14 protein-coding genes are annotated in these 12,722 nt (G+C 69.4%); 11 read left to right on the forward strand and 3 right to left on the reverse strand.

Annotated elements, in window-relative coordinates; genetic code table 11:
• Nucleotides 1-9 precede the first annotated feature (9 nt).
• Complete coding sequence (locus ACQ860_RS21140) at nucleotides 10-789, reverse strand: fumarylacetoacetate hydrolase family protein (RefSeq protein ID WP_431305296.1); 780 nt, start codon at nucleotides 787-789, stop codon at nucleotides 10-12.
• A 2-nt stretch (nucleotides 790-791) separates the two neighbouring features.
• A complete protein-coding gene (gene ubiG, locus ACQ860_RS21145) occupies nucleotides 792-1,505 on the reverse strand; it encodes a bifunctional 2-polyprenyl-6-hydroxyphenol methylase/3-demethylubiquinol 3-O-methyltransferase UbiG (RefSeq protein WP_431305297.1) in 714 nt (237 codons plus the stop codon).
• A 72-nt stretch (nucleotides 1,506-1,577) separates the two neighbouring features.
• Here ubiG and ACQ860_RS21150 point away from each other — a divergent pair, with 72 nt between their 5' ends.
• From ACQ860_RS21150 to ACQ860_RS21195, 10 genes are all read left to right on the forward strand, one after another.
• Entirely contained in the window at nucleotides 1,578-2,798 is a 1,221-nt protein-coding gene (locus ACQ860_RS21150) for an aspartate kinase (protein ID WP_431305298.1), read from the forward strand.
• A complete protein-coding gene (locus ACQ860_RS21155; RefSeq protein WP_431305299.1) occupies nucleotides 2,798-3,841 on the forward strand; it encodes an NAD(P)H-dependent flavin oxidoreductase in 1,044 nt (347 codons plus the stop codon). The genes ACQ860_RS21150 and ACQ860_RS21155 overlap by 1 nt, the downstream gene beginning before the upstream one ends.
• A gap of 100 nt (nucleotides 3,842-3,941) precedes the next feature.
• Nucleotides 3,942-4,913, forward strand: coding sequence for a helix-turn-helix domain-containing protein (locus ACQ860_RS21160; protein ID WP_431305300.1), 972 nt, complete (start codon nucleotides 3,942-3,944; stop codon nucleotides 4,911-4,913).
• Between the two features lie 88 nt (nucleotides 4,914-5,001).
• Nucleotides 5,002-6,147 (forward strand): flavodoxin-dependent (E)-4-hydroxy-3-methylbut-2-enyl-diphosphate synthase, encoded by a 1,146-nt coding sequence (gene ispG, locus ACQ860_RS21165; RefSeq protein ID WP_213612565.1) that lies wholly within the window; start codon nucleotides 5,002-5,004, stop codon nucleotides 6,145-6,147.
• 23 nt (nucleotides 6,148-6,170) lie between these two features.
• Nucleotides 6,171-6,836: a glutathione S-transferase family protein gene (locus ACQ860_RS21170; RefSeq protein ID WP_431305301.1), complete on the forward strand. Its 666-nt coding sequence runs from the start codon at nucleotides 6,171-6,173 to the stop codon at nucleotides 6,834-6,836.
• On the forward strand, nucleotides 6,836-7,330 hold the full coding sequence (locus ACQ860_RS21175; protein ID WP_431305302.1) for a VOC family protein: 495 nt from the start codon (nucleotides 6,836-6,838) through the stop codon (nucleotides 7,328-7,330). Before ACQ860_RS21170 ends, ACQ860_RS21175 begins: the two co-directional genes overlap by 1 nt.
• Nucleotides 7,331-7,377: 47 nt before the next feature.
• Entirely contained in the window at nucleotides 7,378-8,631 is a 1,254-nt protein-coding gene (hisS, locus tag ACQ860_RS21180; protein ID WP_431305303.1) for a histidine--tRNA ligase, read from the forward strand.
• Nucleotides 8,628-9,680 carry a peptide chain release factor 1 gene (prfA, locus tag ACQ860_RS21185; protein WP_431305304.1) on the forward strand — a complete coding sequence of 351 codons (1,053 nt, stop codon included), beginning with the start codon at nucleotides 8,628-8,630 and terminating at the stop codon, nucleotides 9,678-9,680. Before hisS ends, prfA begins: the two co-directional genes overlap by 4 nt.
• 178 nt (nucleotides 9,681-9,858) lie before the next feature.
• Complete coding sequence (prmC, locus tag ACQ860_RS21190; RefSeq protein ID WP_431305800.1) at nucleotides 9,859-10,692, forward strand: peptide chain release factor N(5)-glutamine methyltransferase; 834 nt, start codon at nucleotides 9,859-9,861, stop codon at nucleotides 10,690-10,692.
• 149 nt (nucleotides 10,693-10,841) lie between these two features.
• Complete coding sequence (locus ACQ860_RS21195; protein ID WP_431305305.1) at nucleotides 10,842-11,351, forward strand: DUF4167 domain-containing protein; 510 nt, start codon at nucleotides 10,842-10,844, stop codon at nucleotides 11,349-11,351.
• Nucleotides 11,352-11,655: 304 nt separating this feature from the next.
• Here the strand turns inward: ACQ860_RS21195 and ACQ860_RS21200 are convergent, their stop codons facing one another.
• Nucleotides 11,656-12,195, reverse strand: coding sequence for a hypothetical protein (locus ACQ860_RS21200; protein WP_431305306.1), 540 nt, complete (start codon nucleotides 12,193-12,195; stop codon nucleotides 11,656-11,658).
• On the opposite strand from ACQ860_RS21200, the gene ACQ860_RS21205 reads away from it, so the two are divergent.
• Nucleotides 12,154-12,711, forward strand: coding sequence for a transposase domain-containing protein (locus ACQ860_RS21205; RefSeq protein ID WP_431305307.1), 558 nt, complete (start codon nucleotides 12,154-12,156; stop codon nucleotides 12,709-12,711). The genes ACQ860_RS21200 and ACQ860_RS21205 overlap by 42 nt on opposite strands.
• Nucleotides 12,712-12,722 lie beyond the last annotated feature (11 nt).

Consider the following 12,722-nt stretch of genomic DNA (forward strand, 5'->3'; position numbering starts at 1 on the left):
CCCAGAAGGTCACTCCGGCGCGAACGGATTGGTCAGCGTGCCGATTCCCGCGATCGTCACCGCCACTTCCATGCCCGGCCGCATGGGCAGGGCGCCCACCGAGGTGCCGCAGGCGATCACATCGCCCGGCTCCAGCGTCATCTCCTGCGAGAGCAGCGAGACGATGCGCGCGGGCGCCAGGATCATGTCCGCGCAAGGGTAGTCCTGCCGGACGCGGCCGTTCAGCGCCACCTGCACGCGCAGCTCGCGCCAATCCAGGCCTTGGGCGATGCAGGGCCCGATCGGCCCGAAGCCGTCTGGCGACTTGGCGCGCGCCCATTGGGGGAAGGAGGGGTCGGCGGTCAGGATGTCCAGCGCCGTCACGTCGTTCACGCAGGTCAGGCCGAAGATGGCGGCCTCGGCCTCCGCCTCGTCGGCGCCCGAGACCCGGCGGCCGATCACCAGCCCCAGCTCGCCCTCATACAACGTCTTGCCGGCATAGCCCGCGGGCGGGCGGATCGCGGCACCCGGCCCGATCACGCTGCCCGGCGATTTCAGGAACCAGAGCGGCGTCTCGGGGATGGCATTGCCCTGCTTGGTCGCCAGCTCATGATAGTTGTTCCAGAGCCCGACGAAGCGCAGCGGCCGCACCGGCGCCAGCAGCGTCAAGGAAGCGAGCGGCAGGGCCGCACCCGAGGCCGCATTGGCGCCGAACATGTCACCGTCATGCTGCGTGACGCGCTCGCCCGCCAGCGTGCCGAAGCCCTCCGCGCCGTCCGGCGTGCGGAAGCGGACCCAATGCTTGACCATCCTCAGACCTTTCGTGCCGCCATCAGGTAGTTCACGCCCGTGTCACGGGCGATGCGGAAGCCCGTGCGCAGGCTGGGCACCATGCCGGCCACGTCGGTGACCGCGAGGCCCGAAGCGCGCAGCAGCCGGCCCAGCTCCTCGGGTGTGACGAACTGCTTCCAGTCATGCGTGCCGCGCGGCAGCCAGCGCAGGATCTGCTCGGCACCCAGGATGGCGAAGAGGTAGGAGCGGCGGGTGCGGTTCAGCGTGGAGAGGAAGACCTGCCCGCCCGGCCGCACCAGCCGCGCCAGCGCCGCGCAGAAGGCCGGGCGCTCGGCCGGAGGCACATGCTCGATCACCTCCAGCGAGATCACGGCGTCGAAGCCGCCAGCTTCGAAATCCTCGGGCGTGCCCTCGCGGTAATCCACCTGCACGCCTTGGGCGGCGGCATGGGCGCGCGCCGCCTCCAGCGCGCCGCCCGCGGCATCCAGCCCGGTGACGATGGCGCCGCGTCGCGCCAGCCATTCCGAGGCCAGGCCCGCGCCACACCCCACATCCAGGATGCGCAGGCCCTCCAAAGGCCCCAGCCGCTCGGCGATCCAGCCCATCCGGGCCGGGTTCATGGCGTGTAGCGGCGCCATGGGGCCCGTCGGCTTCCACCAATCCTGAGCCAGGGCGTCGAACTTCGCCACTTCCTGGAGGTCTGCGCTGCCCGACATGTTGCCCATCCGCGTCATGAACGGTATCTGACCCGCCCTCAGGCCCACCGCAAGGCCTGCCCCCTCCGGAGTGGCAGGCCAGGAACTCGCATGTCCCGTATCGTGATGAAGTTCGGCGGCACGTCCGTCGCCGATCTCGACCGCATCAGAAACGTCGCCGCCCGCGTGAAGCGCGAGGTGGATGCCGGCCATCAGGTCGCCGTCGTCGTCTCCGCCATGTCGGGCGCCACCAACCAGCTGGTGAAATGGTGCCAGGACCTCTCGCCCCTGCATGACGCCCGCGAATATGACACCGTGGTCGCAACCGGCGAGCAGGTGACGATCGGCCTCACCGCCATCGCGCTGCAGGCGATCGGCGTGGAGGCCCGCTCCTGGCAGGGTTGGCAGGTGCCCATCCTGACCGACAACGCCCATGGCAAGGCCCGCGTGGACCGCATCGAGGGCGATGAGCTGATCCGCCGGATGGAGCAGGGCCAGGTCCCCGTCGTCGCCGGCTTCCAGGGGCTGGAGCCCACGCGCAACCGCGTGACGACCCTCGGCCGCGGCGGCTCCGACCTCTCGGCGGTCGCGCTGGCCGCGGCGCTGAAGGCCGATCGCTGCGACATCTACACCGACGTGGACGGCATCTACACGACCGACCCCAGGATCGTGCCGCGCGCGAAAAAGCTCGAGCGCATCTCCTACGAGGAGATGCTGGAACTGGCGTCGGTGGGCGCCAAGGTGTTGCAGACCCGCTCTGTCGAACTCGCCATGAAGGCGCGGGTTCGCGTGCAGGTGCTTTCCAGTTTTGAAGACAAGCCAGGCTCCCTGGTCGTGGATGAGGACGAGATCATGGAGAAGCCGATCGTTTCCGGCATTGCCTATTCGCGCGACGAGGCGAAGGTCACCCTGCGCCGCGTGCCCGACCGCCCGGGTGTCGCCGCCCGCGTGTTCGGCCCGCTCTCGGCCGCCAATGTGAACGTGGACATGATCGTCCAGAACATCGGCGCCGATGGCGGCACGGACATGACCTTCACCGTCGGCCGCTCCGACCTGCCGCGCGCCACCGACATCCTGGAGAAGGCCAAGGCCGAGCTGGGCTACGAGGCGCTGATCGCGGACCCCGACGTGGCCAAGATCAGCGTGGTCGGCATCGGCATGCGCACCCATGCGGGTGTCGCCTCCACCATGTTCAAGACGCTGGCCGACAAGGGCATCAACATCCAGGTGATCTCGACCTCCGAGATCAAGGTGAGCGTGCTGGTCGCGGCCGACTACACCGAACTCGCGGTGCGCGCGCTGCACACGGCCTACGGGCTGGACGCCGCCTGATGGACGCTGTTGCCGCTCCGCCGCCCGCCGCCTTCGCCGAGGTGGATCGTCTGATGGCGCGCGGCGCCGCCTTCTTCGGCTCGCGCTACGCGCTGCTGGGCGGCGCCATGTCCTGGGTGAGCGAGCGCAACCTGGTGGCGGCGCTCTCCAATGCCGGCGCCTTCGGCGTCATCGCCTGCGGCGCCATGGAGCCGCACCACCTGGATGCCGAGATCGCGGGCACCAAGGCGCTGACCAGCAAGCCCTTCGGCGTGAACCTGATCACCATGCATCCGCGGCTCGAGCAGCTGGTGGACACCTGCCTCGCGCATGGTGTCAGCCACATCGTCTTCGCGGGTGGCATCCCGCCCACGGCCGCGATCAAGCGCGCCAAGGAGGGCGGGGCGAAGATCGTCTGCTTCGCGCCGGCCCTGGCGCTTGCCAAGAAGCTGATCCGCTCCGGCGCCGATGCCCTGGTGATCGAGGGCAGCGAGGCAGGCGGGCATATCGGCCCGGTCAGCCTCAACGTGCTGGCGCAGGAAATCCTGCCCCACATCACCGAGGTTCCCGTCTTCGTCGCCGGCGGCATCGGACGGGGCGAGGCGATCCTGTCCTACCTGGAGATGGGCGCGGCGGGCGCCCAGCTCGGCACGCGCTTCGTCTGCGCCACCGAATGCGTGGCGCACCCCAACTTCAAGCGCGCCTTCATCCGCGGCAATGCGCGCGACGCGCTGCCCACCGTCCAGCTGGATGAGCGCTTCCCGGTGATCCCGGTCCGCGCCCTGCAGAACGAGGGCACCAAGCGCTTCATGGAGCACCAGGCGGCGGTCCTGAAGCGCTTCCAGGCCGGGGAACTGGGCAAGGAAGAGGCGCAGCTCGACATCGAGCACTTCTGGGCCGGCGCGCTCCGCCGGGCCGTGGTGGATGGCGATGTGGAGCAGGGCTCGCTGATGGCCGGCCAGTCGGTCGGCATGGTCTCGCGCGAGCAGCCGGCCGTTGAAATCGTGGCGGAATTGATCGGCCAGGCGGCGGCCGCGGTGGCGGCGCGGCGCGGCCTCGCTTGAAGAATCGGGGAAGGGGGCTTTGCGCCCCCGCCCGGAAGGCGCTAACCATGGGTGCGTGTTCGACGACATGAAACGCTTCCGCCCCCAGGAGGCCCAACCCGTGGATGCAGCCCGCCTCGGCGAGGAACTGCGTGACGCGCGGCTTGCCCTCGGCCTCTCCATCGAGGACGTGGCAGCCGAGCTGCGCATCCGGCGCGTCTACCTGATCGCCCTGGAGGAAGGCCGCCTGAAGGACCTCCCTTCGCCGGCCTATGCGGTTGGTTTCGTGCGGAATTATTCCGGCGCCCTCGGCCTCGACCCCAGCGAGATGGTCCGCCGCCTGCGGGATGCGGTGGCGGCCGGCCCCCGCAAGACCGACCTCGTCTTCCCCGAGCCGGTGCCTGAGCGCGGCTTCCCCGCTGGCGTTCTGGTGCTGGCCGGCGCGGTGGTCGCGATCGGCGCCTATGTCGCCTGGTACAATTGGGCCGGGACCGGCAATCGCACGGTGGATGCCGTGCCACCCGTACCCGCCCGTCTCGAACCCGCGGCCCGCACGGGCGAGGCGCTTCGCCCCGCGACGCCCACCGCGACACCGGCGCCGGCCCCGGCTGGCACCGCCCCCGCACCCAGCGCGCCAGCCGCCGCCACGCCACCCGGCGCCGCCGTGATCGTCCCCGCCTTGCCGGTGCCCACCCCTGTGCCGGTCCAGGTGCCCACGCCCGCGCCGCCCGTCGCCGCCGCGCCGCCCGCCGACCAGCCGCGAATCACGCTGCGCGCCAAGGCTGAGATCTGGACCCAGGTGCGCGACACGCGTGCGAACCAGACCCTCATCTCCCGCAACATGCGCCCTGGTGAGACCTTCGTGGTGCCCAACCGTGAGGGGCTGCTGCTCTCCGTCGGGAATGCGGCGGTGATCGAGGTCCTGGTGGATGGGCAGCCTTCGCCCCTCTTCGGCAACACCCCCGGCGTCCGCCGCGACGTGCCACTTGTGCCGGACCAGCTGCGCCCGCGCCCGGCCCCCAGCGCGCAGCCCCCGGCGGCCCCAGCCGCACCCTCCGCGCCTGCCCGGCCGAACCCGCCCCAACGGCAGTAACGAGCGCCCGTCCCGCGCCAACAGCAAGCTTGGGCATTCCCGCGGCCGCGCCTATATTGCGGGCCGAACGCCGTTTCCGAGGGAATGCATGAGCTACCGGCCTTATCAGCACATCGCGCGCCGCAAGTCGCGCCAGATCCGCGTGGGCAAGGTCCTGGTGGGCGGGGATGCCCCCATCAGCGTGCAGACCATGACCAATACGCTGACCTCGGACGCCGCCGCCACCATCGCGCAGATCCGCAAGTCCGAACTGGCCGGCGTGGACATCGTCCGCGTCTCCTGCCCCGATGAGGAGAGCACCGCTGCACTCGCCGAGATCGTGCGCGAGGTGAATGTCCCCATCGTGGCCGACATCCATTTCCACTACCGCCGCGCCATCGAGGCGGCCGAGGCGGGGGCCGCCTGCCTGCGCATCAACCCCGGCAATATCGGCTCGCCCGAGCGCGTGAAGGAAGTGGTGAAGGCCGCGCGCGACCATGGCTGCGCCATCCGCATTGGCGTGAACGCCGGCAGCCTCGAGAAGCACCTGCTGGAGAAATACGGAGAGCCCAACCCGGAAGCGCTGGTCGAGAGCGCGCTCTGGCACGCCGACCACCTGCTGCAGAACGACTTCCACGAGTTCAAGATCAGCGTGAAGGCGAGCGACGTCTTCATGGCCGTCGCCGCCTACACGCAGCTCGCCGAGCAGTGCGACCACCCGCTGCATATCGGCATCACGGAAGCCGGCGGCAAGCGCGCGGGCACGGTGAAGAGCGCGATCGGCCTCGGCAACCTGCTCTGGGCCGGCATCGGCGACACGATGCGCGTCTCCCTCAGCGCCGAGCCTGAGGAGGAGGTGGCCGTCGCGTGGGACATCCTGAAGTCGCTCCATCTGCGCCATCGCGGGGTGAAGATCATCTCCTGCCCCTCCTGCGCGCGGCAGGGCTTCGACGTGATCCGCACGGTGGAGAAGCTGGAGGAGCGCCTGGCCCATGTGACCCAGCCGGTCAGCCTCTCCATCATCGGCTGCGTGGTGAACGGCCCGGGCGAGGCGCTGATGACCGATATCGGCCTGACCGGGGGCGGCGCCGGGCGGCACATGGTCTATTCCACCGGCAAGCAGGACCACACCACCGACACGGAGGCCATGATCGACCACCTGGTCGAGATGGTCGAGGCGCGCGCCGCCCTGCTCCAGGCCGAGGCGGATGCCAAGAAAGCCGAGGAAGCGAAGGCCAAGATCGCCGCGGAATAAGGCACCGGCAAGGAGCCAAGGCTTTGAAGCTGCATTACTTCGACGGCTCCACCACCTGCCGGCCCATCGTCATGTTCGCGCATGAGGCCGGGCTGCCCCTGGAACTCGTGCCGGTGAACCTCTTCACCGGCGAGCACAAGGGCGAGGCCTATACCAGCATCAATCCCAACCAGCTCGTCCCCGTACTGGAGGAGGCGGATGGTCATCGGCTGATCGAATGCTCGGCCATCCTGACATATCTGGCCGATCTCGCCGATCATCCCGCCTGGCCGGCCGACAAGCGGGCGCGTGCGGCGGTGAATGCGCGGATGGATTGGTTCAACACCGGCTTCTACCGCGTCTTCGGCTATGGCCTGGTCTATGGGCAGATCCTGCCCGACTACATCTGGTCCGATCCGGCGATGCAGGCCGCCGCCCTGGAACAGGGCGCAGCCAAGTCCCGCGCCCTGCTGACCGTGCTGAACGACCACATGCTGAGCGACGCCGCGCCCTTCCTGGGCGGCGCCGAGCCCGACCTCTCCGACCATCTGGGCGCCGCCTATGTGACGCTGGGCGAGCTGATCGGCTTCGACCTCTCGCCCTGGCCCCGCGTGCGGCGCTGGATCGCGGCGATGAAGGCGCGGCCGGGCTGGGATGCGGCCATTGGCGGCTTCAACGCCTGGCGCGGCATGCTGCGGGGGGCCGCCTGATGGCCGCGAACCCCGCCCACATGTTCCATCATGTCGCCTATCGCTGCCGCGATTCCGAGGCCACGCGCGCCTTCTACGAGGATTTCCTCGGCATGGAGCTGGCCCAGGCCTTCGTGATCGAGCGCACCGCCACGGGGCATGACGCCTCCGTCCTGCACAGCTTCTACAAGCTCGGCGATGGCAGCTTCCTCGCCTTCTTCGAGGTGCCGGGCAGCGATTTCGACTTCAAGCAGCAGCATGATTTCGACCTGCATGTCGCCATGGAGACCTCGCCCGAGGAGCTGGCGGCGGTGCTCGCCAAGGCGCGGGAGGCCGGCATCGAGGCGCGCGGCCCCGCCGATCACGGCATCATCCGCTCCATCTACCTGCGCGACCCGAACGGCTATGTCGTCGAGCTGGCGGCCAAGACCGATCGCCACGCGGCGGAGATGGACCCCACGCGCAACAAGGCGCGGGCGACGCTGGACGCCTGGACCGCCCGCAAGGCGCATTAGCCTGCCCTTGCGGGGCCGCGCGTCAGGCGTTACCCGCCATCCCCATCATGTCCCAGATCAAGCTCCAGCCCCCGCGCGGCACGCGTGACCTCGTCGGCGAGGAATTCCGCCGTCACCACCGCGTCATCAAGACCGCGCGCCGCATCTCGGCGCTCTACGGCTTCGAGGAATGGGCGACGCCCATCTTCGAGGACACGCGCGTCTTCGCCCGCGGCCTGGGCGAGACCTCGGATGTGGTCAGCAAGGAGATGTACGAGTTCAAGGATCGCGGCGGCGAGAGCGTGACACTCCGCCCCGAGAACACGGCCGGCGTCTGCCGCGCCCTGGTCTCCAACGGCCTCACGCAATCCCTGCCGCGCAAGGTCTTCTACGCCGGGCCCATGTTCCGCTACGAGCGCCCGCAGGCCGGCCGCTACCGCCAGTTCCACCAGATCGGCGCGGAAATCCTGGGGGCCGCCGAGCCGCTGGCCGATGCCGAGGTGATCGCCTGCGGCTACCACATCATCCGCGAACTCGGCCTGGATGAGGGCGTGATCCTGGAGGTGAACACGCTGGGCGATGCCGCAAGCCGTGACGCCTATCGCGCGGCGCTCATCGCCCATTTCACCGCCCATCGCGAGCAGCTCAGCGAGGACAGCCAGCGGCGCCTGGAAAAGAACCCGCTGCGCATCATCGACAGCAAGGAGGCGCAGGATCGGGCGCTCGTCGCGGATGCGCCGACCATCGAGCCCTTCCTGACGGAGGCCGCCCGCGCCCATTGGGACGCGCTGCGCCGGCACCTGACGACCTTCGCCGTGCCCTTCCGCGAGAATCCGCGCATCGTCCGCGGCCTCGACTACTACAGCCACACCGCCTTCGAGTTCGTGACCGAGCGACTGGGCGCGCAAGGCACGGTCATGGGCGGCGGCCGCTATGACGGCCTGGTGGAGGAGATGGGCGGCCCGCCCACGCCGTCGGTCGGCTGGGCGGCGGGCGTGGAGCGGCTGGCGATGCTCATGGAGAAGGCCGGCCTGACGCCGCCCGCGCCGCGGCTGGTCACCGTCATCCCTGTCAGCGAGGCGGAGGAGGGCGTGGCGCTGAACCTCCTGCAATCGCTCCGCGCGGCCGGGATCGGCGCCGAGATGGGCTACCGCGGCAACCTCAAGCGCCGGATGGAGCGCGCCAACAAGCAGGGTGCCCGCGTGGCGCTCATCATCGGTGAGACGGAGGCCGCGCAAGGAGTCGCGCAACTCCGTGACCTCGATGCCGGCACGCAGGAGCAGGTGCCCTTCGCCGCGCTCACGGAGCGGCTGAAAAAGTGAGTCTCCCCGCCTCGCTGGAGCGCGTGATGCTGCGGGCGGAGGAGCTGCGCGCGCAGCTCGAGACTGCTGATGGCTCACAGATCGGCGCCATCTCCAAGGAGCTCTCCGGCCTCGATCCGTTGGTCGAGAAGGTGCGCGAATATCGCGCGCTGGAAGCCGCCGAGGCCGAGGCGCAGGCGCTGCTCGACGACCCGGAGATGCGCGAGCTGGCCGAGGCCGAGCTGCTGGACGCCAAGCACCGCCTGCCCAGGCTGGAGCGCGAGATCCGCCTCATGCTGCTGCCCAAGGACGCGGCGGATGAGCGCAGCGCCATCCTGGAAATCCGGCCCGCGGCGGGCGGCGACGAAGCGGGTCTCTTCGCCGCCGAGCTGTTCCGTGCCTACCAGAAATACGCGGAGAGCGTGGGCTGGCGCTTCACCGTGCTCGAATATGACGAGAACGAGCTGGGCGGCATCAAGGGCGCCTCGGGCGAGATCGAGGGGCAGGGGGTCTTTGCCCGGCTCAAGTTCGAGAGTGGCGTGCACCGCGTGCAGCGCGTGCCGGCGACGGAAACCCAGGGCCGCATCCACACCTCCACCGTGACCGTCGCCGTGCTGGCGGAAGCCGAGGAGGTGGATGTGCGCATCGACGAGAAGGATCTGCGCATCGACACCTACCGCGCCCAGGGTGCGGGCGGGCAGCATGTGAACAAGACCGACAGCGCGGTCCGCATCACCCACATCCCGACCGGCACCGTGGTCGCGATGCAGGAAGAGAAGAGCCAGCACAAGAACAAGGCCAAGGCCATGAAGATGCTGCGCGCCAAGATCTATGACGCGCAGCGCCAGGCGCTCGATTCCGCGCGCGCGGCGGACCGCAAGGGCCAGGTCGGCACGGGCGACCGCAGCGAGCGAATCCGCACCTACAACTTTCCGCAGGGCCGCGTGACGGATCACCGAATCGGCCTCACGCTGCACAAGGTGGATCGCGTGATGATGGGCGAAATGGGCGAGATCTTCGACGCGTTGATCAGCGAGGACGAAGCCCAGCGCCTGGCGGAGGATAATTGAACGCCCTCAAGCGCCGGGCGCGCGCTCGGCTTCGCGCTGTGGCGGGTGCGCGGACGGTCAAGTCTGTCTGGGCGCGCCGGCCGCTTTGCGGCCGGATCCTCGTGGCGCGGTTTGGGTTCGGGTCGTGACCTGCGAGCCGGGGGAGAGCGTCGGCGCCTTTCTCTGCCAGGCCGGCCAGATGCTGCGCGCCGCCGCCATCGAAAATCCGCGGCTGGAGGCGCGGCTGCTGCTGGCCCATGCCATGTCCAGCAGCACCGAGGCTTTGCTGCGCGACCCGCGCGCCCCCGTCCCGCCTGAGGCCATTCGGCGCTTCCGCGCCGCCCTCGGCCAGCGGCTCGCGCGCCTGCCCATGGCGCGCATCCTGGGCGAGGCCTGCTTCTGGACGCTCGAGCTGGAAGTAGGCCCCGAGACGCTGATCCCCCGCGCCGATTCCGAGACTCTGATCGAGGCGGCGCTGGCCTCCGGCATCACCCCCCGCCGAATCCTGGACCTCGGCACCGGGACGGGGTGCCTGCTGCTGGCGGCGCTGAGCGAATTCCCGGCCGCCTGGGGCCTGGGGCTCGACCTTCGGCCCGATGCGGCTGCGCTCGCCGCGCGTAATGCGGCGCGGAACGGCCTGGCGGGGCGGGCCGCCTTCGCGGCGGGCGATTGGGCCTCGGCGCTCAACGGCCGTTTCGACCTCATCCTCTCCAACCCGCCCTATATCGAAAGCGCCGTGATCCCGGGCCTCATGCCCGAAGTGGCCGAGCACGAGCCGCCGAGCGCGCTGGATGGCGGCCCGGACGGCCTCGACGCCTACCGGCGGATCATCCGTGACCTGCCGCGCCTCCTCGCACCGGGCGGCCTGGCCGTGCTGGAGCTGGGCGAGGGGCAGGGACCGGCCGTCTCGGCGCTGGCCGATGAGCAAGGCTTGCCCGTTGCGGGCCTGAAGGCCGATCTCGGTGGCATTGATCGCGCCTTGATCCTGAAATTCTCTGAGAAACCGGTTGGCGGGGCGGCGCGTTGTGTCTAAGGTGATACTCGTCAGCGCAGGCCCCTGGCCCGCCGATGGGCACCACCCGCAAGGGCATTGCCCCGGACGACACCCAGCCAGCGGCGCCAGTTGAAACCTCCGCGGCAGCACAGACAGCAGAAGCACAGACACGAATGAACATGAAGCGCATGCGCCGTGGCCATCGCCATGGCGGCGGTGGTGGCAGTGGCGGGCAGTTTCGCTCGGCGGGCGGCGGCGGCGGCGGCGGCGGGAACGGCAACCAGCCGCTGAACCGCAACCACGTCTTCGATTCGAGCGGCCCCGATGTGCGGCTGCGCGGCACCGCCCAGCAGCTCTTCGAGAAATACCTCCAGCTCGGCCGCGACGCGACCAGCAGCGGCGACCGCGTGGGGGCCGAGGGCTATTTCCAACACGCCGAGCACTACTTCCGCATCCTGGGCGCCATGGCCGCCGTGCAGCAGCAGAACCAGCCGCAGCAGGAACGCCGCTACCGCGAGCAGAATGCCGAGGGCTACCAGGGCGAGACGCAGCCCGCCGAGGGGCCCGAGCCGGCGGAGAGCAACATCACGGCGAGCCTGGAGGCCGAATTGGCCGGCGAGGCGGAGACCCTGCCTATGCCGCAGCCGCGCCATGTGGCGCCGCCGGCGGAAGACGCGGCACCCGAAGCCGCGCGCTGAACGCCTGGGGCTGCGCTGGGCACAGCGCGGCCACCCGGCCCATGCGCCGTTCGCTGCACCGATTGTGTAGGGAAGATGGCGTGGGAAAGGGGCCGTTACCGAACAGTCTCCTGGCCCTGCCGTCATGTTAAGCTGCTTCTTTGCGGCGCTTGCCCGCTTTGCCCGGTCAAATCGGCAAAGCGCGCATGGCCGGTCAGGCGCAACTCACGCGAACCCGAGCAGACCATCAAACTGCAGCGGCGTTGGGAGTTGCGCGCGCGTCAGGCCCGTCCAGGTGCCAGACCTGTTGATGGCACCGTTCCCATCAAGGTCGGCGCGCATGGTCACGCCGGTCCAGCCCGGGGCGCCACTGCTGTCGACCCACTGAACCTGACTTACGCCAGGACGCCCCAGCCTGCCCCTCGGAGTTTGAGGCGGATAGGGCGTTGACTGAGGTGGCAGCATTCACGTTCGTCACCGTGATGGCAGCGGGCTGGGCTGCGCTGGAGTTGCTGCCATCGGAGGCGGTGTCGGTGATGTCGTACGCATTGTCAGCGCCGGCATCGGCCTGGGCTTCGAAGTTCGGCGCCGTCATGAAGGTCACCACGCCGGTGTCGGCGTCGATGTTGAACAGCGCGGCATCGTCCCCGCCCAGCACCCAGGTCAGGGCGTTGTTCTCAGGGTCGGTCCCGGTGGCGGTGTAGACGGTGCCGCTGCCATTCTCCGCGAAGCTCGCCGTCGCGCTGGAGCTGACGCTGGGCCCCTCATTGACGTTGGTGACGGTGAGGCGGGGAAGACATCCCCGCCATTGCGCACCAAAGGCATGGAGCAGCCGAGGAAAGCGTGCGGCAACCTGCGTGCGCATCTGCCGCGCGTCGAGGCGTTGTTCGCCTGGCTCGAAGAACAGCTGCCGCGCCCGCCAAGAGGCGCCTCGAAGGCGGAGAAGATTCGCCACGCGCTGGACCATCGCGCGGGTCTCGAGCGGCTCCTCGACGATGGCAGGCTCGACATGGACCCCAGCGTGGTGGAGAGGGCCATCAGGTCGAGCTGCCTCAGCCCGAGGCACGCCTTATTCCCCTCGGGCGGCGATGGCGGCGAGGGCTGGGCCTGCACCGCCGCGCTGATGGAAACCTGCAAGCTGACCGGTCTCGATCCGCAGCGGTATTTCACTGAGATAATGAAGCGCCCGGTGAATGGCCGGATGGAGAGCCGCATCGACGCGCTCATGCCCTGGAACGGGGCATCAACAAAAATGGCAGAGCCGCAAGCTGTCAGAAAGCTGTCACGAGAAGGGAGTAGAAACAGCGCTTTAAGTCAACAAAAGCACTCAAAAAGCGGTTGGCAATTTCCCTCGCAACTCAGTCTGATGTCGTGCCCTTAACCGCCCATTCA

The organism is Sediminicoccus sp. BL-A-41-H5, assembly GCF_050632405.1.
In the GTDB taxonomy this organism is placed as follows: Bacteria; Pseudomonadota; Alphaproteobacteria; order Acetobacterales; family Acetobacteraceae; genus Roseococcus.

Coding starts and splice junctions, on each gene's coding strand:
- ACQ860_RS21140 (WP_431305296.1), bottom strand. CDS start 789: ATGGTCAAGCATTGGGTCCGCTTCCGCACGCCGGACGGCGCGGAGGGC.
- ubiG (WP_431305297.1), bottom strand. CDS start 1,505: ATGACGCGGATGGGCAACATGTCGGGCAGCGCAGACCTCCAGGAAGTG.
- ACQ860_RS21150 (WP_431305298.1), top strand. CDS start 1,578: ATGTCCCGTATCGTGATGAAGTTCGGCGGCACGTCCGTCGCCGATCTC.
- ACQ860_RS21155 (WP_431305299.1), top strand. CDS start 2,798: ATGGACGCTGTTGCCGCTCCGCCGCCCGCCGCCTTCGCCGAGGTGGAT.
- ispG (WP_213612565.1), top strand. CDS start 5,002: ATGAGCTACCGGCCTTATCAGCACATCGCGCGCCGCAAGTCGCGCCAG.
- ACQ860_RS21175 (WP_431305302.1), top strand. CDS start 6,836: ATGGCCGCGAACCCCGCCCACATGTTCCATCATGTCGCCTATCGCTGC.
- hisS (WP_431305303.1), top strand. CDS start 7,378: ATGTCCCAGATCAAGCTCCAGCCCCCGCGCGGCACGCGTGACCTCGTC.
- prmC (WP_431305800.1), top strand. CDS start 9,859: ATGCTGCGCGCCGCCGCCATCGAAAATCCGCGGCTGGAGGCGCGGCTG.
- ACQ860_RS21195 (WP_431305305.1), top strand. CDS start 10,842: ATGCGCCGTGGCCATCGCCATGGCGGCGGTGGTGGCAGTGGCGGGCAG.
- ACQ860_RS21205 (WP_431305307.1), top strand. CDS start 12,154: ATGGAGCAGCCGAGGAAAGCGTGCGGCAACCTGCGTGCGCATCTGCCG.
- ACQ860_RS21200 (WP_431305306.1), bottom strand. CDS start 12,195: ATGCGCACGCAGGTTGCCGCACGCTTTCCTCGGCTGCTCCATGCCTTT.